The organism is cyanobacterium endosymbiont of Epithemia turgida isolate EtSB Lake Yunoko (genome assembly GCF_000829235.1).
GTDB lineage: Bacteria > Cyanobacteriota > Cyanobacteriia > Cyanobacteriales > Microcystaceae > Rippkaea.
Window position 1 is genome coordinate 1,805,867 of record NZ_AP012549.1, and the last position, 21,379, is coordinate 1,827,245.

The following is a 21,379-nucleotide window of genomic DNA, read 5'->3' on the forward strand; positions in this document are numbered from 1 at the left end:
AAAAATTAAGGCATAATAGAAAACATGAAAAATAGTGAATATTTACAATTTATTCTAAAATTAGTGTTAATATAATTACTTTAATATTTGGTATTTCATATCCAGTTTCTGGTAGGTTTATTCATATTTTTACCAATTTGACGCTAATTTTTAAGAGAAAGTATTATATATTTTTACAAATAAATCTAGAATTACTGGAATGGTTTTACGGCAGTTAGAGTTTATTGTTAGTTTTAGAAAAAATCCTAAAAGGCTTACATTTAGAAAGATTATAAACGTTTTATCTGGGGTAGTTTAAGTTAAAACATAAAACTTACTGGCATACTATGTAAGTAAAAATCATAGCTTTTAATCAACTCATTATTTACAATAGAACTTTTTTTATATTGAAATCTTTACTTGTCATGTAAAGATTAAGAGTATTGATTTAAGCTTAACTAAGTAGGTGGATGACTATTTTTGTCAGAAGAATCATGAGTGAACCAAAGTTTTTGTTGACGTATAGGAAGGGGTAGACCTTGGCTATCAAAAGCTACTTTTAAACGACGGCGAAACTCCCGCGAAACATTCCATTGTTTAAGGGGTCTAGTTTTAATCCAAACTCGAATAATTAACCCCCATTCTTCAAAATTATCTACTCCCAAAATCTCAGGATTATCTAAAATATCGGTTTTCCAAAATTTATCTTGAGTCATCTTTTGAGCAACTTCATCAACTACCTTCAATGCTTGATCTATATCAGTTTCATAGGCAATTGGTATCATTAAATCAGCCCTAGACCACTTACTAGAAAGATTAGCAACAATTCTAACTTCACTATTAGGAACAGTAACCAATCTTCCTGCTGGATCACGAAGTTGAGTAATTCTTAAATTAATATTTTCTACCAAACCAGAAAAATCTCCAACCTGAATAACATCTCCTATTGCATATTGATCTTCAATAATAATAAAAAACCCATTAATTGCATCCCTAATTAAGTTTTGAGAGGCCAAGGAAACGCCTACACCAAAAATCCCAACCCCTGCTAATAAAGGAGCAATGTTAATTCCAATCGCTGATAAAGCAACAAGAATTCCTATTACCATTAAGATAATAGTAATAATACTGCGAGAAACAAGAGAAATTGTTGTCAATCGTAAGTGTAATCTCGGATTCGATTCAACGGCTCCGGCTAGTAAATCTTGATTGAATAAAATAGAACTGAATTTATCAATGAGAGCATAACTTATACGAATTATTAAATAGGTTACTAAACTTACTATTCCTATTCTAATTGGGATTCTCAAAAAAGTAATCAGCCAGATTTTTCCAATGCGTGTATAGGGGAATAGTCCGATAATTACTAACACTCCGGCAAACCATATTCCTCCTTGAGTAATCTGTAAAAGTCGGTATTGAACTTCTTTGATATTCCATTGTTCTCGCCGAATTAAAAGAGTAGAAATTGGCTGACCACTTCTAGATTTGGAAACTCTATCTTTAGAAGAACTTAACTGTTTTATTAGTCCAGATAGAAGAAGATTCGTAATCAGCAATGACCCCACAATAGCCACCGATATAAGCCCTTTTTGAACCAAGTAAATGCTTTCTCGCTCTTTCTTACCACGTTTTAATCCCTGTTCCAACTGCTCAATTATAAAGTTAGCCTTCGTTGCTATGTCAACTCCTTCATTCTGCACATCTAAAGTTGTAACAGTCATCAGGCGGATTTCTTGTCCATCAATAGTTACACTAATATTAGGAAGATTGTTTATCGTTTTTCTTTCAATTATAGCTTCGGGATCTTTTTGGGCAAAGTAAAGATAACTAATTTCTTTTAAGCGGTCTTGAATAAGACCAACTCTTTCAGAAACATTCTCTTGTGGTGCAGTGACTTGAAACAGACAAATTCCATCGAGTCTAATACAAACAGATACCTCAGCATTCTTCTCAGACTGAGGCAACCAATTATTGGTGTTGATCAAATCAGGAAAAACAAAAACTTGAGCTTTAACAGGTAATGTAACAAGACAAATAAGAAGAATCCCTAGTAACACATTAACCGACTTTTTTCGTAAAATCTTTTTTGCTAATATTGCAAACTTTTCAATTTTATTTAGATGCATATTAATTATGTAGTTACTAATAAAGTAAGATATTCTTGTGAGTAAAAATAATCAATAGCTACAACAACTAATTTCGTAAGACAATTGAAAAAAAATGTTAAAAGTCAAAAGTACACACAAACCAAGAACGAGTTAGTTCTTCTATACTGTGCATCACAAATCAGCAGCTAATCATTTCTTGGCTTAATTATCCTGACTGTACACTGTCACTTCGAAAACTTGAACTTAACTTTATTCAATTAAATGAAAGTTAAGTCGTTATAATTTTGGAAGATTTTCAATAAGAGACTTTTTGTATTTTATTGTTATCAGTCATCTATCACAGTGATCCTATCACAGCTAATCCAGGAGAGCCAATAAATTTAAAGATAAATATTCGTGGTGAATCGTCATTCCAGAGACCTCGCCTTTGGATGATAAGCTGACAGGTGCACCAAAATTATTAGAGAAGCTACGATGACTCAAGCAACAGAAATACCGTATTTACTCCGTGCAGCGCGGGGCGAGGTTTTGGAACGTCCCCCTGTCTGGATGATGCGGCAAGCAGGACGTTATATGAAAGTTTATCGGGACTTACGGGATAAATATCCTAGTTTTCGTGATAGATCAGAAAATGCTGAGTTAGCAATTGAAATTTCCCTACAACCCTGGCGAGCATTTCGACCTGATGGAATCATCATGTTCTCTGATATTTTAACCCCTCTCCCTGGACTGGGTATTCCCTTCGAGATTCCTGAAAGTAAGGGACCGATGATTGATTCTCCAATTCGGACTCAACAACAAATTGATAACCTCCATCCCTTTGAGCCTGAAACCTCTCTACCTTTTATTAAACCTATTTTGCAAGCCTTACGGCAAGAAGTGGGTAATCAATCAACGGTTTTGGGATTTGTAGGTGGACCTTGGACTTTAGCCGCTTATGCCATTGAAGGAAAAAGTTCTAAAAATTATGCCATTATCAAGGCTATGGCTTTTTCTAAACCGTCTATCCTCCATCAATTTTTGAGTAAAATAGCTAATGCAATCGCCATCTATATTTGTTATCAAATCGACTGTGGAGCGCAGGTAGTGCAATTGTTCGACTCTTGGGCAGGACAATTAACCCCCCAAGATTATGAAGTGTTCGCCCTCCCCTATCAACAACAGATAGTACGTCAAGTAAAACAGACCCATCCTAATACGCCTCTCATTCTTTACGTTAGCGGCAGTGCAGGGGTTCTCGAACGGATGCTAAAGTCAGGGGTAGATGTAGTCAGTATAGATTGGACTTTGGATATGGCTGAAGCCAGACAACGGTTAGGGTTTAATATTAAAGTACAGGGCAATATTGATCCTGGGGTTTTATTTGGATCTAAAGAATTTATCCATAGTCGTATCCTTGATACAATTCGTAAAGCAGGAAAAGTTGGCCATATTTTAAATTTAGGACATGGCGTTTTAGTTGGAACCCCTGAAGATAATGTGCGTTACTTTTTTGAAACCGCTAAACAAGTCGATATCGAGCAGTTATCAGCTGTTCCAATTTAATTGTTAAGTTTGTCTATCCCTTATTAAGTTTCCTGTAAACAAGGCCTACGTATTCTAGTCATAAGACTTAGTTTAACTGTCTTTAGGCAGAGTAAAAACTATGCTACTATCGGGATATAGTAGTGCACTCAAGGTGTTTATTAGTGTTTCTTAAGTAAAAATTTGTCAGATTCTGTGCTTAAAATGGCTGGCAGATTTATTCTGAGACGTTTTCCAAAATAGATAATCCCCTGGGGCTGCTGTGCTTACTTCGATAGATCAACATTAATAGCATGGTTAACGCGTTAAGCCGGGCTGTTAATGTTGCTCTGAAAAGGGTGTACATTGAGTGTGCAGTCTACTGTAGAGCAATCGGTGGATTTTAAACTAAAATGTTTAATATTTGTGGATTGGGTCTAGCGGAGGCATAGTTTGAGAAAATTATGCTTTGTGGGAGTGTCAAAATCAATTGACACTAGTGAGGTAGATTGTAAATTTCTTTTCCCTCAAGGTTAACAGTCGATTACAAGATTATACCGATGAAACGAATTTTTTTGACAGGTGCGAGTGGTTGTATTGGTCATTACATGACAGAAGCTTTAATCGAAGAAACGGCTCATGAGCTTTTTTTGTTAGTCAGAAATCCTCAAAAACTACAAGTTGATTATAAAGCTCGTCCTAATATTCATCTTTTAATAGGAGATTTAGAAAGTGTTGGTCAATTTAAGGAATTACTAAAAACTATTAATATTGCTATTTTAGCTGCAACCAGTTGGGGAGGAATTAAAGAATCTTATGAGATTAATGTTGTTAGGATGTTGGAATTAATTAACTTATTTGATATCGAAATATGTGAACAGATTATTTATTTTTCTACTGCAAGTATTTTAAATAAAAACAATAATCTTCTTGCTGCAGCAGGAAAATTAGGTACTAATTATATTAGCACCAAACACACCTGTTATACTAAACTTCTTTACTTACCTATTGCAAAAAAAATTACTACTATTTTTCCTACATTGGTATTTGGAGGCGAAGAAAATAAACCTTTTTCTCATTTATCTGGTGGATTTTCTGATGTCGTCAAATGGATTGACTTAATTCGTTGGTTTAAAGCGGATGGGAGTTTTCATTATATTCATGCTAAAGACATAGCTCAAGTTATTAAATATTTAGTTGATCATCCTCCTAGTGAGTCTAAGATTAAACAGTTAGTGTTAGGAAACAAGGCAATTACAGTTGATGAAGCAATCACTCAAATTTGTGCTTATCTTAATAAGAAAATCTATTTTCGCATTCCTTTAAATATTGCTCTAATAAATCTCTTTACTGCTATTTTTCAATTGAAGATGGAGGATTGGGATCGCTTCTCAATTAATTATCGCCATTTTGTTTATAAAGCCCCTGTAACTCCGGCAACCTTTGGATTGAAAAATTATTGTACAACTGTAGATGATATTTTAAGGTTAAATGGAATTCCTAAAAAGACGAATACATAGAAATAAATTAATGGATCCTAGGATAGGTAAATATAATAGCTATTTTGTTTAACTATGTATGTCCCAAATTTTTGCTCACCCTACAAGAAAATGGGACACCAGGGGTGATTATTTGGCTAATTGTGCCATTATCATCCTAACTTAACCCCAAATGCTTCGTTTAGCTGATTTTACTGGTGGATTCTTCAGGACAAGTTGTTGATATATCCTGATAATAGAAACAAGAATCCTTTTTAGGTTTAAACAATGGGACTGAATCTAGCAAACTGAGAACTTACCTCAATCGGACATTTAGTTAATCATAATAATGGAATAAGGAAATGGTAAATTCTTGAACCCAACTGTTCTAACCACAATGTCTCAACCTGACTTTGACAATTATTGGAATCCTGATCACTTAGATCAAGCAATTCTGGGTTTTCAAGAGATTCAGGAGGAAATTAACTACAAAAAAGCTCAAAATACAATGAGAGGGCTAGTTAATCATCTCGACTTAACCATATCTGAACAAGTGGGATTAGAAACTGAATTAAATCATCTAACGGCAATGTTAGAAAAATTGGATCAGTCTGTGGTACAAATAGCTGCTTTTGGGATGGTGGGACGGGGAAAGTCTTCGGTTTTAAACTCCCTTTTAGGTCAAACAATTTTTGAAACAGGTCCCTTACATGGGGTGACAAAAACTGTAGATAATGCTTACTGGCAATTAAACTCCGATGAAACCCATGAAGAAGTTCAAAGACTGGAATTATCAGGGTGGGAAAATTCCCAAATACAGTTAATTGATACTCCTGGAATTGATGAAGTGGGTGGTAAAACACGTGAAGCATTAGCCCATGAAATAGCTAGGCAGGCAGATTTAATCTTATTTATTATCGCCGGAGATATGAATAATCTGGAATATGAAACCCTGTGTCAGTTACGGGAAGTGGGAAAACCGATGATTTTAGCCTTTAACAAAATTGATCAGTATCCTGAAGCTGATCGCCTGACAATTTATCAAAAAATTCGGGATGATAGGGTAAAAGAATTGTTATCTCCCGACGAAATTGTGATGGTTGCTGCTTCTCCTCTAGTGAGGGAAATGATAAGGAATCAAGAAGGGACCTTAAAACAACAACGGAGGCGAGGAAAACCACAAGTTGAAGCCCTTAAATTGAAAATTTTTGAAATTTTGCATCGAGAGGGAAAGTCTCTGGTAGCTTTAAACACAATGCTGTACGCCTCAGAAGTCAATGAACAAATTGTGAAACGAAAGCTGGTAATCCGAGAAGAGGCGGCTAATCAATTAATTCAGAAGGCAGTGATAGCTAAAGCTGTAGCGATTGCTCTTAACCCTGTGACGGTGATCGATTTATTGACAGGAGCAGTGGTGGATGTGGCGATGATTTTGTCTTTGTCTAGATTGTATGGAGTAGATATGACTCAACAAGGAGCAATCGCTTTGCTGCAAAAAATTGGGGTAAGTATGGGATGTATTACTGGAAGCGAATTTGTGGCTTCTTTTGGCTTGAGTTTTCTTAAAAGTTTATTAGGACTAGCTACACCAATCACGGGAGGTACTTCTTTGCTACCCTATGTTTCTGTAGCTATTACTCAAGGTGGTGTTGCAGGGGCGTCGTGTTATGCTATTGGACAAGTAACAAAACGTTATTTAGCCAATGGGGCTTCCTGGGGGCCTGAAGGTCCAAAGACAGTGGTCAAAAGCATCCTATCATCTTTAGATCAGTCCTCTATTTTAAATCGCATTAAGTGGGAATTAGGAGCAAAATTGAAACGGAGCTAGTCGTTGCCAGCTTTATTTGTCAGTTGTTGAGAATAACAAAAGTGTTTTTAAATCTCGTCGAACTTACATTGTTAAAACTAAATATGGCGAATCAATTTCATTAGTTAACGTTCACTAAACTTATTAATGGAGTGGTTATCTTTCAAGTTTTTTCTGATTTATTTGTCATAATTACATCCTTTGCTGGGTATAAAGTAGTCGAAGCCTAAAGGGTGATTGCAGCTGCTTTCACAATTTTTATCCATTCTTTCTCGTCTTTTATCGGAGCCATCCTTTTATTGGCTAGCTCAACTGCATTGGAGTTTAAGATATCACGCTTTTGTATAAGGAAATTTTTGTAATAGTAGGACTGATCGCTCCTGCAACAGTTTAACTATTACAAGCTTACTATCAAGACCAACTTTTTCTGAGTCACTACTAACCCGAATCGTAGCTGTAGTAGTATTGGTAACTTTATTGAAACATTAAATTATACTCAGATTTTAGTTCCTTTCGAGGCTATAGTAGGAGTCCCATACAATATTGTTCGCTCTTAATTAGTTCGTGTTTTTCCAAGTTTAAAATCCATCAATTACAGGATAAAAATAAAACGCTAATCCAATCACAATATAAGTTGCTAATAACAAGATTCCTTCTAACCAATTAGACCGACCATCAGCACTAATAGAATTAGTAATTAAAACAGCGACAGCAACAACTACTAATTCAAAAGGATTAAAACTAAGATCCATCGATTTACCTGTAATCCATCCTGAAATAACCAACACTGGAGCAATAAATAGAGCAATTTGCAAGCTTGAACCTACTGCAATAGCCATAGATAAATCCATTTTATCTTTAATCGCAACCGTCACTGCCGTAGTATGTTCTGCAGCGTTACTCACAATGGGAAGTAGTATGATCCCAGTAAATAAAGAGGTTAGTCCTAAAGATTCTGTAGCTTCTTCTAGGGAATTAACTAATAATTCCGATTCAATAGCAACCCCAAGAGTTATTAACAATAAGAGAAACCCCCATTGTCCTATATTAACTTTTTTAAAGTATTCTTCACTAAATTCTGATAAGTCTCTATTTTCCATTTCCAGTATTCCCACATCATAAAGATAGGCATGGGTTTTCATCGAAAAAATTAGAGTTAAAATATAAACAGTAATTAAAACGATAGCTACAGCAACTGAAAAATTTTGTAGAGTTTGTTTTTCAATTCCTGTGGAAGTATATTGAACGGCTGTCGGTAAGAGAATAGCGACTATTGCTAAATTCATTGAGGATGCATTTAATCGGGCAGCCACAGGTTGAAATTCCTGTTCTTTGTAGCGAAGTCCCCCGAATAACATGGAACAGCCTACAACTAACAATAAATTCCCAATAATTGAACCTGTAATGGTGGCTTTGACCACACCAATTAATCCCTCTTTGAGAGCAATTAATGCTAAAATTAGCTCGGTGGCATTTCCAAAAGTAGCATTGAGTAATCCTCCTAAATTTGGACCAACAACTACTGCGATTGCTTCTGTTACTTCCCCCATAAAAGCAGCTAACGGAACAATGGCTAAAGCAGCAGTGATAAAAACTACTTTAGAACCCCACTGGAAATAATTAGCCGCAAAAGATAAGGGAATAAATAGCAATAGTAAAAACAAGAGGTTCTTTTTAGTTATCATGAACAATGAGCTATCTTTAATTAGAGAAAATTTATCTTTAATCTAGCTTTAGTTTAAGTCATTCTTAGAATCATCATGTTCTTTCATATTGGAATTACGATCAAGTGATCAAAGCCTCTGTTTGATTTCATGATGTCTCTTTTAGTTAGGTTTTCTGAACAAGAAATCATCATAATTTCTATCTATGGCACGTAGACCTCGCGATTATCATTCCCGTTCTATACCGCCTCGTTATTCTTCTCCAGAACCTTCTGATTCCAAATTTAATTACGCTAATGTCGCCTTATTAGGGGGAATTTTTATCTTAGGAATTGGCGTTGGTATTGGAGTTAGTTCCACCGCAAGTTTTGACCCCCAAAATGTTGCCTCACGGGAAGTCATTGACAAAAGTGTACCTGACGCTGAACTTTGTGTTCAATTTGGGGCTAGTGCTATTGTCACTGACATGCGGGTTTTTATTACCCTTAACCCTTTCAGTGTCTTTGTCACTCAACCGGCAATGCAACCAGGATGTGTATTACGCCGTGCTAATATGAGTTTCCTTGAACAACAAAAGTTGGTTACAGGGGAACAGGTGAAAGACTGTAAAAATCGGATGAATACTTTTGGATTTACAGGTTCTCTTGAGATTAAACCGGAAATTAATTGTATTTATCCTAATGATGCCGCGGGAAATCTCTTTTTGAACCCCACAGGCTCGGTAAACCCCCCTCGTTCAGAAACCGATAATTTTTAAACACTGATGCCCATCATAATCGAGCCCAAAGGGATACCCGGTTCAATGATAATCTGATCGCGGTATTCCGAAAAGAATTCTTTTAAGCGAAAAGAAGCAAATTTAATTTATAACAATATCTAGATAAATTTTGGCTTAATCTTAGAATTATAGTCATTTTTGTCTTTTTTTATCACTTAAATAGATTTAAGGTGAAACAAGATCTTAGTTCGGTGCGTCCACTAAATTATTAATAATTTAGTAGAGTGATTTCTAGTTTGTGACTGAAAGTAGAAGTTAAGGTGTATCAACCTTTAACAACCACTAAAAATCAATAGTCATAATCAACTTAATCACTGATAATTGATAAGACTAATCAATTTCTAGTTTAAACTTATGTGTGGAATCGTTGGCTATATCGGAACTCAAACAGCAACGGATATTCTAATGAGCGGTTTAGAGAGATTAGAATATCGAGGTTATGATTCAGCAGGAGTAGCTACTCTCCTAGAAGGAAACATCCACTGTGTACGAGCTAAGGGAAAATTGTATAATCTGCGCGAAAAATTAGAACGGGATGTTAACCCTTCTCAAGTTGGCATTGGGCACACCCGTTGGGCGACTCATGGTAAACCTGAAGAATATAATGCCCATCCTCACATGGATGCAAACAAGCAGATAGCTGTGGTGCAAAATGGTATTATTGAAAATTATCGAGATTTGCGTGAAGAATTAATCGGTCAGGGTTATGAATTTCTCTCCGAAACTGACACAGAAGTCATTCCTCATTTAATTGCTCAATTTCTCCCTAAAACTTCGAACTATGATGATTTACTTACTGCTGTTCAAAAAACGATTCATCGTCTTAGAGGATCTTTCGCAATTGCAGTTATTTGTGCAAACTATCCTGATGAATTAATTGTGGCGCGAAATCAAGCTCCACTCATTATTGGCTTTGGTCAAGGAGAATTTTTCTGCGCTTCTGATGTCACTGCCCTAGTTCCTCATACCCATGCAGTTTTGTCGATGGAAAATGGGGAAATTGCCCGTTTAACTCCCCTTGGGGTAGAAGTCTACGATTCTACCTTACAACGCCTGAAAAAGCTTCCTAGAACCCTTGACTGGACAGCAACTACGGTGGAAAAACAAGGGTTTCGTCACTTTATGTTAAAGGAAATTTATGAACAACCTTTGGTGGTTAGAAGTTGTTTAGAAACCTATTTACACAATGATTGGTATGCTCAAAATGGTGATAATTTAAGTCCCATTGATTTAGGATCAGCATCTGAATTGTGCGATAACGTCGATTATATTCAAATTGTTGCTTGTGGAACTAGTTGGAATGCGAGTTTAGTTGGAAAGTATCTACTCGAACAAATTGCAGGAATTCCGACGATGGTACAATATGCCTCAGAATTTCGTTATTCTCCTGCACCGATGATGGCAAATACCTTAACCATTGGTGTTACCCAGTCAGGAGAAACTGCGGATACTTTGGCCGCATTAGAAATGGAAAAGCAACGACGCATTGGGTTAGTTTCTCCCTATGACGCGCGAATTTTAGGGATTACAAACCGCCCCGAAAGTACCCTGTCCCACATGGTAGATCGTATTATAAATACCCAAGCTGGTATTGAAATTGGGGTAGCGGCCACCAAAAGTTTTACGGCTCAATTAATGGGATTTTATTTCTTAGCTATTCACTTAGCTCATCGTAAACATTATTTAACAGTGGACAAGATTAGTACCTTAATTAAGGGCTTACGAGAACTACCATCTCAAATTGAGATTATTTTAGAAAAACAAGAGAAAAAAATTGAAGAATTAGCCCATGAATTTGCTGATACTAAAGACTTTATATTTATAGGACGTAGCATTAATTTTCCTATTGCTTTAGAAGGATCTTTAAAATTAAAAGAAATCAGTTATATTCATGCTGCAGGATATCCCGCAGGAGAGATGAAACATGGACCTATTGCCTTATTAGATTCTAAAGTTCCAGTCGTTGCGATTGCAATGCCTGGGCTGGTTTACGATAAAATATTATCCAATGCACAAGAGGCCAAAGCAAGAGATGCAAGGTTAATTGGGGTAACACCTATTGATAATAATGAAGCGCGCTCAATATTTGATGATTTGCTGTTAGTTCCTCATGTTGATGAATTGTTATCCCCGATAATTACAGTTATTCCCTTACAATTGTTAGCCTATCATATTGCTGCTAGACGGGGGCTAGATGTAGACCAACCTCGTAATTTAGCTAAGAGTGTAACTGTTGAATAATTATCAATTTGAGGCTAAAAAATAATATAAAAAGGAATAAAAAAATTGTTTATTTCGAGTAGGCTGATTTAAATCTATTTAAGAAAAAAATTATTATTATTTATTTGATTAGGTTTATTAAAAAAAACATCGTTTACATTATCATTGATAAACCTAATCGTGCTATAGATTGTCCCCTAAAATCATTAGTAATTCTACTAAGTTATCATTTTTAAAAAAGATAGAAGTTATACATTAATCATAACTAATAGAATTAGATAAAAAATAACTTAGACTCTTTATTAACTTATAAAATATTGAAGATATACTAAAAGATCGTATCAAATGATTTTTAATTATTTTACTACAATAAATGTGTCATTAACTTATACACTGTTTTAATTTTTGTTTCTCTTTGTTCTAAACTAGTTAAAATAGGTCGAGTACTATATACGCTTTTTAAGCGTATCTTTTCAATTTTTTGATTGAATTAAACAAATAACCTTGCTCCTAAATTAATAATACTTAAATTTATTTAATCATTTTAAAAATGTAACCTGTAGTTATTTTATTAGAAATTCAATATAATTGAAGTAAGGACTATCAGTCCCTATTTATAGTTCTAAAAACCTAAGTATGCATTACTACTAATTTTATTAAAAACTTCTATGATAGTAGTTTAGATGAAACTAGTTTCTTTAATTCATACTTTACAGGTGTGTAAAAAATAGTACATTAAATCATTATTCAGGGCATAAGTTCTACAAAGTGTTTGTAGCTTACTAGATTAGGAAATACTTATTTGCAATAGGCACCTATAATGTTTAAAATTTTTTAAACATTATATTACAATCCTCATAACTTCACCTTTTATAAAACAAGAAAAATATATTTTTCTATTAAAAATTATCCATATGGATAATTTTTTTGTCTATAAAACTCTATTTCTAGACAAATCTTCTTCCGGGTTTTTTATGTTTCTAATTTTAGCTTATTTATTTTTTGATACCTATAAGCTTTGTTTCTGGCTATCTAGACTTTTTAGTACGTATATATAACTTATATTCTATTGAGTAATATTATTTACCCATAATTGAGTCATCTTGATTTGAGTTTTAGCACCATTTTGTTGAACACACAACTTTAGCTTTTGTTTATTATTGATAATAATATGTCTTCCTTCTTTATGAGCAATTTCTATAGGATAGACTACTTATTTTGCTGAATTTAAACATAAAAAAATATTTAAATTGAGTTTTAATAAACGATATCCTTCATTTTTTATGTTATTTTTGTCCTTTTCTAACCGTGTTTTGTCGTAAATATTAACTATAAGGCGCTGGCATAACTGATAATACTTACTTAAACATTTGATTATTTCTTTTCTCATTAAAACCTGTATTAATATTTTTGTATAGTGCCATAGCTGCTGCGACAAAACCTTAATAAATAAAAGCTACAAGCCTTGCTTTATAAAAATTACAAGGTTTTAAAAACTTAATCGTATAAAGACTGAGTTATTCTAGTTATAGAATAGACTTACAGTTAAAATTATAGGAGTTATTAGCTACTATTTTAGTAATCTAAGTCTAAAAAAGCTTTTATTTTTATTTTTTACTAGTTACTTTATATTGAGTTTTATGAGGGGCTTTTTCCCACCAGGAATTCAAAGGATAATAGAACACAGGGGCCCATAAACTACTCAAAATTGCTGAGGACAAGACTAATTGTCGATAGTCCCTAGTAATTTCTTCTAAAGGACGTATTTTACCCGCAAAATATTGAATTGCTGTAACGGTTTCCACTAAAAAAACCATAACAAAGACAATCAAAGCAATCGAAATAAAGTCCTCTTGAAGATAGCGTTGTTTTTGTAAACGAGCTGTCAAAAATCCTACTAATACTAGACCAAAAACATGAGAGGGATAAGATCCTGTCAATCCATCTTGAATTAATCCTAACAACAGTCCTGCCATTACCCCTTGAAAAACAGTCCGATTGACACTCCAAATGACCACCCAAATTAACACCCAATTAGTACCAATGCCTAACAACTCTGTCCCAGGAAAACGAGTGGGAGACAGTAATAAACATAGGGTAATAGACCCGCCAATCACCAAAATATTTATAAAATAATAACGAAACCAAAACATCATTTACTGTCAAAGGGATAGACAATTGCCCATTCTAAATCATTAATTGGAGCTGTTAATTTAATTGTTGCTTGAGGAGCCGGACTACTTTCGAGATTTACTGACTCAACCCGCCCAATAGGTAATCCTCCTGGAAAAAGACGACTCACTGGAGAAGTTGTAATAGTGTCACCAGGGTGGACCTTAGGAACTTTCTCAAAAAATCGCATCACTACTATTCGAGAGCCTTTCCCTTCTACCAACCCCATGGTGCGACTACGACTCACCGTGGCTCCCACCCGACTCGTGGGATCGCTGACTAATAAAACTCGGCTTGTATGGAGAGTAACATTCACCACTCGACCGATGATGCCTCCAATACCGGTAACAATAAAACCCACTTCAATCCCATCTCGACTCCCTCGACCTAAAATCACTTGTTTCCACCAATCGTCTGTACTACGCCCAATAATGGGAGCGGTAATTACTGATTGAGATTTTGTCTCAAAGTATCCCAGAAGTTTTTGTAGCTGTTGATTTTGTCGTTCTAGTTCAGCCAAACGCATTTCCAACTCTTGAATTCGTGCGTTAGTGAGTCGCTCTTGTAGTAACACAGGGGGGGCTGGCTCAAAGGGACGACTAAACCAATAATATAGTTCTAGTATAGGTGCACCCTGTGTTTGTCGAAAAAACCAACCGGTTCCTAAGGCTATCACTGCCCACGTCAATTTTGAGCCATATCGAGCATACCAACGTCTCACTGTTAGCATATTATTGCTTGCAATTACCTAAAAATAAAAAGTTGTTTATTAAATTAGACGGGAGCTTTCTCTCAAAACTCGATCTAAAATTTTAGGGTTTTTGAGAACTTCTCCAGTTCCCTTAACAACACAGCGTAGAGGATCTTCAGCTATATGAGTCACAATACCGGTTTCATGGCTTAGAAGAGTATCAAGACCTCTAAGTAAAGCTCCCCCACCAGCTAACATAATTCCTCGATCAATAATGTCCGCGGCCAATTCTGGGGGAGTCCTTTCTAGAGTACGTTTCACTGCATCGACAATAACTGCTAAAGGTTCAGCCATACTTTCTCTAATTTCTTCACCTTTAACCGTTATGGTTCGTGGTAGGCCAGACATCAAATGTAACCCACGAACTTCCATAGTGGGTTCATCTTCATGTCGTAGCGGATAGGCTGATGCTAAACGAATTTTAATGTCTTCGGCAGTACGTTCCCCTATCACGAGATTATGAACTTTTTTCATATAGTTGATGATAGACTCGGTGAGTTCATCTCCTGCCACCCTAACAGATTCACTAAGCACCCGTCCTTGTAAACTTAAAACCGCTACTTCTGTAGTTCCTCCACCAATGTCGACAATCATATTGCCCGTAGCTTCGGTAACAGGTAAACCAGCGCCAAGGGCAGCGGCAATAGGTTCTTCTATTAACCCCACATCTCTAGCTCCAGCCTCTCTAGCGGCATCAATTACTGCGCGACGCTCCACCTCAGTAATGCCACTGGGAATTCCAATCACCATTCTTGGATTTCCTAAGCGATTCCCCTCGTGGGCGCGATTAATAAATTCTTTGAGCATAATCATAGCACTTAAAAAGTCAGCTATCACACCGTCGCGCAGGGGACGCACAGCTATTACATTTCCTGGGGTACGACCTAGCATCTTTTTGGCTTCTTCCCCAACTGCCAAAGGAACTTTTCGATCTTGATCAATAGCAACTACTGATGGCTCTTCAAGCACCACCCCTTTACCAGAAACATAGATAAGGGTATTGGCAGTTCCTAAATCTATACCCATATCTCTTGATAGAGAAAAACGACTAAAAAAACCAATTTTTTGCATTTTGGGTTACACTTCCTATATTATGATGACTGGCTGACTAATTTGAAATGACTCCAGAGTTAAGGATATCAATGAAATCGTAATTACGTTTCTCAATGGTAAGTCTAGCTGAATTAATAAATTTATAGTGATAAACACTCAAATTGTAAGCATAATTTATCGGTCTTGACCCTTGCTTATTAATGACCTTATGAATTCGTTCCCTAATTGTTGATTGTTTATAAATCAGTAAATTTTACTCTCAACTTTTTACAAAATGGTAAATGATCATCAGTTTGAATTTAGATTAATTAAAGTCATAAAGATAATTTTCCTCTACAATGAAAGTATTTTCTCACTAAATTATTGGTTAAAGTTAACAGATAAATGGGATTAAACGTTATTAATTTAGTAGGTCGTGCAGGCGCTGATCCACAAGTCAGGTATTTTGACTCAGGAAAAGTTTTATGTGAGCTTTCTTTAGCAGTTGGTCGTCGCAGTAGTAAGACTGATCCGCCAGACTGGTTTAAACTTAAAATTTGGAACAAAACAGCCGAAATAGCCGCCAACTTCGTAAGAAAAGGAGGATTGATTGGCATTCAAGGAGAGTTAGTCATTGAAACCTGGACTGATCGCAATACTGGAGCGAATCGTTCTAGTCCAGTAATTGTGGTGGATAAGCTAGAATTATTAGGGTCCAAGCGGGATAATGATTCAGGATCAATTAATAGTTATCAAGAAGCTGATGAGTTTTAAGCAATTGAGTTAACAATGCCTTCTCTTTAGAAACAATAGCGATCAACTCAGTCACTTGTGATCGCTCCCCATATTTCTCCGTCTTTTCACTAATAGAACCACCTAAAATTCGTATTATCTCCTCTGAACGCCCCTTACCTTTGTGACCTTACCTAAGAAAAGGGATAACATCTATGAAATATGCCCTAGTTCATGAATGGTTGACCCCCAAAGCAACAGGGGGGTCAGAGTTGGTTGTTGAAGAAATTTTACAGCATATTAAAGCGGATCTGTACGCCCTAATTGATTTTGAATCTACTAACCCACAAAGCTATCTCTACGGACGCTCAATAGAGTCTACTTTTCTACAACATTTTCCCCTAGCGCGTAATGGGGTTCAAAAATATCTACCCTTGTTGCCAATTGCCATAGAACAGTTTGATCTACGGAACTATGATGTTGTTTTGTCATCGTCCCATGCGGTGGCTAAAGGAATTCTAACCAGTCCTAATCAACTTCATATTTGTTACTGTCATACTCCAATGCGCTATGCCTGGGACTTAACCTTTGATTATTTGCAAAATTCTCCTGCCGGAAAAGGAATTGTCGGTCTTATGACCCGCTATCTTTTACATCGTCTGCGTCAATGGGATGTGGCCAGTGCTAATCGAGTTGATTACTTTATTGCTAATTCTCATCACACGGCACGTCGAATCTGGCGTTGTTATCGTCGTCAAGCAAAAGTGATTTATCCTCCTGTAAACCTTGAACGGTTCGATTTTACTCTTCACAAAGAAGATTTTTATCTGAGCGTTTCCCGATTGGTAAGTTATAAAAAGATTTCATTGATAGTGCGGGCATTTAATCAATTGGGTTATCCTTTAGTTATTATTGGTGACGGTCCTGATCTTCCCTTAATTCGCCGATTGGCTAAGTCCAATATTAAGGTATTAGGGAATCAATCTAATCAGATCGTTGAGCAATATATGGCTAAGGCAAAAGCCTTTGTCTATGCTGCTTGTGAAGACTTTGGGATTGCCCTAGTCGAAGCCCAAGCCTGTGGAACCCCAGTTATTGCTTATGGAGGAGGTGGTGCGCTAGAAACAGTGCTCGATATTCGTCAATATCCCCAAAAGGGAACAGGAATCCTTTTTTCTTCCCAGACTTCAGGAAATCTAGTTAAAGCTATTGAAACTTTTGAAAAGTTTCAACATCTGATTAAATCGGAAAGCTGTCGTCGACAGGCAGCTAAATTTACTCCGAAAATCTTTGAAATGTCTTATTTAGCGTTTTTAAAAGATTGTGAGAAGGACTTTATCCAAAAAAGTTCTGAAAAAGTTCCTGATTTTTATGAGCAGAATTGCCATAATTGAGGTCGTCTGGCTTTATGATCGGGAATGTGTGGTGTGATGTGATGTGATGTGAAGGAGTAAGATGACTGCTAACAGCCAATTTATCTCTGTCAAAGCCTTACAAGCTTTGATGAGACGAGGTTTAACTTCCTCGTTGTCCCAAAGAAGATATCAAAGGTCATGGTCACAGACTTTATTAGATGGAGATGTTGCCAAGCGAGTCTTTGATATTAGTTTTTCTCTCTTTGTTCTGATTTTATTTTCTCCGCTCTATTTAATTTTAGGGTTATTGATCGCCGTCAGTTCTCCTGGACCCATTTTTTACATCCAGGAGAGGGCTGGTAAAAATTTTAAGAAGTTCGGTTGTATTAAGTTCCGAACTATGGTTCATAATGCTGATGAGGTTCTAGAGTCGATGATGGCTAACTCCCCTCAGATGCGGGCTGAGTTTCAAGATAACTTTAAACTTAGAGACGATCCGCGAATTACTTGGATTGGGAAATTTTTGCGTTTAACTAGTTTAGATGAATTTCCTCAATTCTGGAATGTTCTCAAAGGGAATATGAGTGTCGTCGGTCCGCGACCTTTAGTTCCTGAAGAACTCTGTAAATATGGGAATCGTATTGATAAGGTTCTCACAATTCGTCCTGGAATTACGGGTTTATGGCAAGTTTCAGGGCGCAACGATATTCCTTATCCTCAACGGGTTCAAATCGATGTCTACTATGTAAACTACCGCAATTGGTTAATGGATCTTTGGGTGATGGTTAAAACCATTGAGGTTGTCGTTTTCCCTAGGAATAACGGAGCTTACTAAATTAATTGGGTTGTTATTTAATAATAATAAAATTTCTCAATTAAATATTTTATTAGATCAGAAACTTCCTTTAACCATAAAAGTTAAGGGGAGTTTTTTTAAAAAAACTAGAAACAAAGTTAGAATTTAATTCAATTTTTAGTCCTCTATTATCTATCTCAATTACCGATTATGTCTGACAAAATTTTTTTGTTTAGTGTAAATTTTTGTTGACTGTTTTGCCAATATATAAAACCATAGACGAGATCGGATTATGAATTCTCTATCTTGGAGACGTAGCGGCGAATATAGCTTGTCCTTTTGATTTTGTTATAAGAACATTAGGAGCAACCTATCTATCTAGCTGAAAGCCTATATAAAGCATTAAGATTAGCTGAAATTAGACCAATTAACAAATTAACAAATTAAGATATTGTTGATATCGACTCGCAACCCGTTTTCTAGCTCAATTTAAGGAGGACAATGTTTCTGATAAAAGACCTATTACAGTAGGCTTATTGATTTCATTCCATTAAAAGTTCAGATAAAGATATTTAATAGCTATGTAGTACAGATAATTTCAAGTTAATTGCTTAACAATTGCCCCAAGTATCAGGAATATCAGTCACAGCAGAGAGCAAAAACTGTAAATATTATTTGAGAGAAGCTCGTAGATGAAGTAGATACTTTTGGAGTGAATGTAAACCAGAGCAGGGGATAATTTTGTTGCTGGGTTGATTCGTCAATTTTGTTCAAAAGGCGATCGCTTATATTAATTCTATCAGCACATTAATCACCACTTAACCTGGAGCGAGCAACAAGTTGCTGAGACAGTTGAGCTTCTAAGGCTTTACAGAGCAGATTATATTTTAATTGTATCTTATCTTAGACTTAAGTATCTTAATCAAGGGAAGTTTTAAGCAGAAAAATCACCTAATTTCTCTTATCAACTAAATCTAGTGATTGCAATTTATCCTGGCAGCTTTGATCCCATTACCCTCGGTCATCTTGACATTATTGAACGGGGGGGAAAGTTGTTTGAGCAAATTATTGTTGCTGTGTTATGCAACCCTAATAAACATTCGTTATTTTCCGTAGAAAAGCGCGTTGGACAAATTCGTGAATGCACCCAACATTTAACTAATGTTAAAGTTGATAGTTTTACTGGACTCACAGTAGACTATGCTAGATTACGTAGCGCTGGGGTTTTGTTAAGAGGGTTAAGAGTTTTATCAGATTTTGAGAAAGAACTCCAAATGGCCCACACCAATAAAACACTTTCTGAAGAAATAGAAACCGTTTTCTTAGCGACAACCACTGAATATAGTTTCTTAAGCAGTAGTAATGTTAAAGAAATTGCACAATTTGGCGGATCTATCTCCCATTTAGTTCCTGAAAATGTAGCTAGAGACATTTATCGACACTATCGTGAAAGTCAATCATAACTTATACTTTTTGAGAGTCTATTAACCTAATTTCTATGCTACGCCGAAATCCATCATCTAGTAATGAAACGGTCAAACATCAAAATAAGGCTATGATCAATCGCCGAGAAGTTGATTTTGATATTCAACGAGAACTTGCTCACCTTCAGGAAATGATTTACCAAAGTTTTCATATTCCTTTAACACGATGGACAATAATTGACGAAGCAAAATTAATTGATCAACTCGATTTCATTGGAGATAAGCTTCCTGAGTCAATTCGCCAAGCTTTAATGGTTCTTGATCAAGAAGAGCAACTCCTAACAGAAGCAGAAGCTTATGCACAACAAGTTATTCAATCAGCTAAGCAACAAGCAGCGCAAATCTTGGATGAGACACGAATCATTCAACAAGCCCAACAAGAAGCTAATCAACTACGGCAACAGGTTCAGCAAGACTGTGAGACAATACAAAAACAAACTGTAGCAGAAATGGAACAGTTACGCCAATTGACAACAGCGGAAATACAAAAATTGCGTCAGCAAAGTTTTGCAGAATCTCAAAAACTTCAAGAGGATGCCGATAATTATACTGATGGGGTGTTGACACAGCTAGAACAAGAACTTAATAGTATACTTAATGTTATTCGTAATGGTCGCCAACAACTACATACAAATTCATCAATACGCTCCTCATCTTATTCACCTAAAAATCCTTCACTGAATAGAAATCCAACTTCTGGAAAGCAAAGATAACACGATGAATTTACTTTTACTTTGTAGAAATCATTGTCTATCTTAATTTGATCAGTTAATTTTGGGGTAGAAGTGTAACGGATTTATCAAAACTTAGTCCAGCACAATCATTACAGAAATTAATTAAAGATCGCCAGTAAAAAATACTAGACAACTTAGTTATTCCTTGTTTATAAGAATTAGGAGAGGCGTTTGAAAAAATAAGCGAGGGCTTAACTCAACTAGAACATTTAGGTATTCAAGTTATTACTACAGAATAAAATTATGCATCCTATTAACTCAAAAACACAGACTTTATTAAGATCTAGAATGATTGAGCGAAACTTTTGTAAAGCATTAATTCAAATTAAAATCGTCGTTAACTCCAAAAAGAAACCTCAAAAAACTGAATTAATGCTTTACATCCTCTAGGAAAAGCTTCTTATCGATGTTACTAAAAAAATATCGGTATCAACCTATCATAATTAACCAAATCATCCGATTTGTCGATTAGATTTAGCTTATTAGCTTATAAAAATAACCTCATTATTTTTAATACTTATATTTCAATGATTGCACGGTAAGAATTAGCTCACATATTATTGAAGTTAAATAGATAGTTATTACCACTAATAGCTAGGGTACCTATGTCTTTAACTAAATTAGTTAGATGTAATTAGTTATATATACGTAAAAAGTCTTAATTCTAAATAAAAATTACTCAAGTAAATACTTCCAATAAAAAAAACAATATCTTAATTTTTATTATCAATATTGCTTATATAAACTTAAATTCAAAGATATCATTGTTAAAATTTTTGAGTC

Annotated in this window: 15 protein-coding genes; 10 read left to right on the plus strand and 5 right to left on the minus strand. The window is 35.5% G+C overall.

Features of this window, described 5'->3' with window-relative positions; translation table 11 throughout:
• Nucleotides 1-437 precede the first annotated feature (437 nt).
• Nucleotides 438-2,108, minus strand: a complete 1,671-nt coding sequence (locus ETSB_RS05560) for a mechanosensitive ion channel family protein (RefSeq protein ID WP_052470635.1) — start codon at nt 2,106-2,108, stop codon at nt 438-440.
• Between the two features lie 456 nt (nt 2,109-2,564).
• Here ETSB_RS05560 and hemE point away from each other — a divergent pair, with 456 nt between their 5' ends.
• The 3 genes from hemE (at nt 2,565) to ETSB_RS05575 (ending at nt 6,899) form a co-directional block, all read left to right on the plus strand.
• Nucleotides 2,565-3,635 (plus strand): uroporphyrinogen decarboxylase, encoded by a 1,071-nt coding sequence (gene hemE / locus ETSB_RS05565; protein ID WP_044106817.1) that lies wholly within the window; start codon nt 2,565-2,567, stop codon nt 3,633-3,635.
• 518 nt (nt 3,636-4,153) lie between these two features.
• Complete coding sequence (locus tag ETSB_RS05570) at nt 4,154-5,113, plus strand: NAD-dependent epimerase/dehydratase family protein (RefSeq protein WP_044106818.1); 960 nt, start codon at nt 4,154-4,156, stop codon at nt 5,111-5,113.
• 355 nt (nt 5,114-5,468) lie between these two features.
• Nucleotides 5,469-6,899, plus strand: coding sequence for a GTP-binding protein (locus ETSB_RS05575; protein ID WP_044106819.1), 1,431 nt, complete (start codon nt 5,469-5,471; stop codon nt 6,897-6,899).
• 557 nt (nt 6,900-7,456) lie between these two features.
• On the opposite strand, the gene cax is transcribed toward ETSB_RS05575, so the two are convergent.
• Nucleotides 7,457-8,563, minus strand: a complete 1,107-nt coding sequence (gene cax, locus ETSB_RS05580) for a calcium/proton exchanger (protein ID WP_044106820.1) — start codon at nt 8,561-8,563, stop codon at nt 7,457-7,459.
• 184 nt (nt 8,564-8,747) lie between these two features.
• On the opposite strand from cax, the gene ETSB_RS05585 reads away from it, so the two are divergent.
• Together ETSB_RS05585 and glmS are read left to right on the plus strand one after the other, a co-directional pair.
• A complete protein-coding gene (locus tag ETSB_RS05585; RefSeq protein WP_044106821.1) occupies nt 8,748-9,299 on the plus strand; it encodes a DUF3172 domain-containing protein in 552 nt (183 codons plus the stop codon).
• Nucleotides 9,300-9,674: 375 nt separating this feature from the next.
• On the plus strand, nt 9,675-11,561 hold the full coding sequence (gene glmS / locus ETSB_RS05590; protein ID WP_044106822.1) for a glutamine--fructose-6-phosphate transaminase (isomerizing): 1,887 nt from the start codon (nt 9,675-9,677) through the stop codon (nt 11,559-11,561).
• 1,586 nt (nt 11,562-13,147) lie between these two features.
• Here the strand turns inward: glmS and mreD are convergent.
• From mreD to ETSB_RS05605, 3 genes are read right to left on the minus strand one after another with little or no spacing between them, the layout of a single operon-like run.
• Entirely contained in the window at nt 13,148-13,696 is a 549-nt protein-coding gene (gene mreD, locus ETSB_RS05595) for a rod shape-determining protein MreD (protein WP_044106823.1), read from the minus strand.
• Nucleotides 13,693-14,442: a rod shape-determining protein MreC gene (mreC, locus tag ETSB_RS05600; protein ID WP_044106824.1), complete on the minus strand. Its 750-nt coding sequence runs from the start codon at nt 14,440-14,442 to the stop codon at nt 13,693-13,695. Before mreC ends, mreD begins: the two co-directional genes overlap by 4 nt.
• A 39-nt stretch (nt 14,443-14,481) precedes the next feature.
• The gene (locus ETSB_RS05605) at nt 14,482-15,525 is read right to left on the minus strand and encodes a rod shape-determining protein (RefSeq protein WP_044107647.1); all 1,044 of its coding nucleotides are present in this window, start codon (nt 15,523-15,525) and stop codon (nt 14,482-14,484) included.
• 375 nt (nt 15,526-15,900) lie between these two features.
• On the opposite strand from ETSB_RS05605, the gene ETSB_RS05610 reads away from it, so the two are divergent.
• From ETSB_RS05610 to ETSB_RS05630, 5 genes are all read left to right on the plus strand, one after another.
• The gene (locus tag ETSB_RS05610) at nt 15,901-16,269 is read left to right on the plus strand and encodes a single-stranded DNA-binding protein (RefSeq protein WP_044106825.1); all 369 of its coding nucleotides are present in this window, start codon (nt 15,901-15,903) and stop codon (nt 16,267-16,269) included.
• Between the two features lie 173 nt (nt 16,270-16,442).
• Nucleotides 16,443-17,621, plus strand: coding sequence for a glycosyltransferase (locus ETSB_RS05615; RefSeq protein ID WP_044106826.1), 1,179 nt, complete (start codon nt 16,443-16,445; stop codon nt 17,619-17,621).
• A gap of 61 nt (nt 17,622-17,682) precedes the next feature.
• Nucleotides 17,683-18,417 (plus strand): sugar transferase, encoded by a 735-nt coding sequence (locus tag ETSB_RS05620; protein WP_044106827.1) that lies wholly within the window; start codon nt 17,683-17,685, stop codon nt 18,415-18,417.
• 938 nt (nt 18,418-19,355) lie between these two features.
• A complete protein-coding gene (coaD, locus tag ETSB_RS05625; RefSeq protein ID WP_044106828.1) occupies nt 19,356-19,841 on the plus strand; it encodes a pantetheine-phosphate adenylyltransferase in 486 nt (161 codons plus the stop codon).
• Between the two features lie 35 nt (nt 19,842-19,876).
• Nucleotides 19,877-20,575 (plus strand): hypothetical protein, encoded by a 699-nt coding sequence (locus ETSB_RS05630; RefSeq protein ID WP_044106829.1) that lies wholly within the window; start codon nt 19,877-19,879, stop codon nt 20,573-20,575.
• Nucleotides 20,576-21,379 lie beyond the last annotated feature (804 nt).

What these genes read in the sequence shown, in the direction of transcription:
- ETSB_RS05560 (WP_052470635.1), bottom strand. Translation starts at nt 2,108, where the DNA reads ATGCATCTAAATAAAATTGAAAAGTTTGCAATATTAGCAAAAAAGATT.
- hemE (WP_044106817.1), top strand. Translation starts at nt 2,565, where the DNA reads ATGACTCAAGCAACAGAAATACCGTATTTACTCCGTGCAGCGCGGGGC.
- ETSB_RS05570 (WP_044106818.1), top strand. Translation starts at nt 4,154, where the DNA reads ATGAAACGAATTTTTTTGACAGGTGCGAGTGGTTGTATTGGTCATTAC.
- ETSB_RS05575 (WP_044106819.1), top strand. Translation starts at nt 5,469, where the DNA reads ATGTCTCAACCTGACTTTGACAATTATTGGAATCCTGATCACTTAGAT.
- cax (WP_044106820.1), bottom strand. Translation starts at nt 8,563, where the DNA reads ATGATAACTAAAAAGAACCTCTTGTTTTTACTATTGCTATTTATTCCC.
- ETSB_RS05585 (WP_044106821.1), top strand. Translation starts at nt 8,748, where the DNA reads ATGGCACGTAGACCTCGCGATTATCATTCCCGTTCTATACCGCCTCGT.
- glmS (WP_044106822.1), top strand. Translation starts at nt 9,675, where the DNA reads ATGTGTGGAATCGTTGGCTATATCGGAACTCAAACAGCAACGGATATT.
- mreD (WP_044106823.1), bottom strand. Translation starts at nt 13,696, where the DNA reads ATGATGTTTTGGTTTCGTTATTATTTTATAAATATTTTGGTGATTGGC.
- mreC (WP_044106824.1), bottom strand. Translation starts at nt 14,442, where the DNA reads ATGCTAACAGTGAGACGTTGGTATGCTCGATATGGCTCAAAATTGACG.
- ETSB_RS05610 (WP_044106825.1), top strand. Translation starts at nt 15,901, where the DNA reads ATGGGATTAAACGTTATTAATTTAGTAGGTCGTGCAGGCGCTGATCCA.
- ETSB_RS05615 (WP_044106826.1), top strand. Translation starts at nt 16,443, where the DNA reads ATGAAATATGCCCTAGTTCATGAATGGTTGACCCCCAAAGCAACAGGG.
- ETSB_RS05620 (WP_044106827.1), top strand. Translation starts at nt 17,683, where the DNA reads ATGACTGCTAACAGCCAATTTATCTCTGTCAAAGCCTTACAAGCTTTG.
- ETSB_RS05630 (WP_044106829.1), top strand. Translation starts at nt 19,877, where the DNA reads ATGCTACGCCGAAATCCATCATCTAGTAATGAAACGGTCAAACATCAA.